The organism is Bacillus sp. GW823-FHT06A11, from assembly GCF_058795355.1.
The window spans coordinates 1-2,425 of record NZ_JBXAHS010000022.1; the positions used below are offsets into that span (position 1 = coordinate 1).

Here is a 2,425-nt window from a genome sequence, read left to right on the forward strand (position 1 = left end):
GTTGGGACCTTGTCCCTGTGAGAGTAGGACGTCGCCAAGCAATTTTAAGACGAGTCAGAATGACTCGTCTTTTTTGTGTTTTGTAACTTTTTTCAAGGCTAATTACATATCTATATAAATTTTATTCAATTTCTTTCATGATTTTTGATATGTAATTTAAGATTTTCTATTTTATTTCTTAAAGATAGGATCTATCCATGTGTTAAAATAGTACAGTTGTTTTTTGATGTACTTTAATATAAGAAGATTTAAGTTAGAAAAGGAGATAATATGAAAAAGATAGGTGTAATTACTATAGTAGTCTTAGTCCTTCTAGCAATCGTGTATATGTTAGTTGGGAATTATTTTTATAACTACGCGTTGAATGCGAAACAAGAAAAAGAATTTTTGCAAGATAATCCTCATTTAGTAGAAACGGTAAATGCATCGGGAGATGTATTGGCTACAAATGAAGAAAAGAATGCGAACTTCGTATCGAAGTATAAACCTAACACATTAACTATACGTTCTTTCGATAAATTGAATTTAAAAGGCTATGAATATATGAATGAATCATCTAGTCATAAATGGGCAATTGTGGTTCATGGATACAATGGTAGAGCATCAGAAATGACGAAATATATTCGTAACTTTTATGAACAAGGCTATAATGTCATAGCACCAGACCTTCGTGGGCACGGAAATAGTGAAGGGGATTATGTTGGTATGGGCTGGCATGATCGTAAAGATGTTTTGATTTGGATTCAACAAATCTTAAAGAAAGATCCTAATGCTGAAATAGCTCTATTTGGTGTTTCAATGGGCGGGGCAACTGTAATGATGACTTCAGGAGAAGATTTACCTTCTAATGTTAAAGTTATTATTGAAGATTGTGGATACTCAACCGTTATTGATGAATTTACTTATCAGCTAAAAGATTTATTCCACTTGCCGAAGTTTCCTGTTATGAATGCGGCAAATACAGTTACAAAATTAAGAGCTGGATATGATTTAGAAGAAGCTTCAGCTGTAAAACAAGTGGCGAAAAGTAAAACACCTATGCTATTCATTCATGGGGATGCTGATACATTCGTTCCTTTTGAAATGTTAGATGAAGTATATAATGCTGCAAAAGTAGAAAAAGAGAAATTAATTGTTCCAGGTGCTGGGCATGGAGAAGCGGAGAAAGTAGATTCGAATAAATATTGGAATACCGTATGGAAGTTCGTAGGGAAGTATATTCCGGCATAATTAAAGTTGTTGCATTTATATAGACGATAATCGGAGGGACAATAGTTAATCCTTTTGATTATCGTTTTTTTGTTAATTAGGTAGTCTGCTATAAGTGTATTTTTGTATGTACTATATGAAGGAGATAGAGCAAAAACTTTTGAATTCCTTAATCTCAGTGCTACAATGATTGAAAACTAAATGTTAATGAGGTGTTTATATGAAAATTGAGGTTTGGTCGGATTTTGTATGCCCATTTTGCTATATTGGGAAACGTAGATTAGAGATGGCTTTAGAGCAATTTCCACATAAGAAGGATGTTGAAGTTGAGTTTAAAAGTTTTGAGTTGGATCCGAATACTCCCGTTTACTCTGGAACAAGTATTAATGAAGTGCTTGCATCAAAGTATGGGATTAGTATTGAAGAAGCTAAGCGTAATAACGTACAGCTAGGAAATCATGCAGCTAGTATGGGTTTAAGTTTTAATTTTGATGAGATGAAGCCGACGAATACGTTTGATGCGCATCGTCTTGCGAAGTTTGCAAAGAATCATGGAAAAGAAAAGGAGATTACGGAGAATCTACTTTTTGCATATTTCACTGAATCGAAAAATTTAAGTGATGTGGATACACTTGCTATTATCGCTGAAGCCTCAGGTTTAGATAAGCAAGAAGCTTTAAATGTTATTAATGATAAAAATGCGTACGCAAATGATGTTAGAATTGATGAAGCGATTGCTCAGCAATATCAAATTTCGGGAGTGCCTTATTTTATTATTAATCAAAAGTATGCTATTTCAGGTGCACAACCACTTGAAACTTTTGTTGGTGCACTTCAGCAAGTGTGGGAAGAAGAGAATCCTGCACCGAAGTTACAGGAACTTTCAGCAGATGGTGGAAGCGATCTTTCTTGTACTGATGGAAGTTGTTCGGTGCCGTCGAAAGAACAATAGTTTTTATGGTAGAAGAGCACCCCATAGATTGTTCTGTAGGGTGCTTGTATATAACTATAGAAGAAATACGTAAATGAAATCTATAAAATATAAAGTTTTTTTAAAAACGTATTGACGATTATACTTTAGAGGTGTAATATAGAACAAGTCGCCGATGACATTAACGTCACAAGCGACAAACGAAATAAAAAACTTAGTTGACATTAACTAACGAAGATGTTAACATAAGGAAGTCGCAAATGAGCGACCAAGTAGTTCTTTGAA

2 protein-coding genes are annotated in these 2,425 nt (G+C 34.1%); both read left to right on the forward strand.

The annotated features are described in order from the left end of the window. Window positions 1–270: 270 nt before the first annotated feature. Window positions 271–1,230, forward strand: coding sequence for an alpha/beta hydrolase (locus AC1Q8L_RS29845; protein ID WP_000719805.1), 960 nt, complete (start codon window positions 271–273; stop codon window positions 1,228–1,230). Between the two features lie 199 nt (window positions 1,231–1,429). Further along, window positions 1,430–2,161, forward strand: coding sequence for a DsbA family oxidoreductase (locus AC1Q8L_RS29850; RefSeq protein WP_000687923.1), 732 nt, complete (start codon window positions 1,430–1,432; stop codon window positions 2,159–2,161). Window positions 2,162–2,425: the final 264 nt, after the last annotated feature.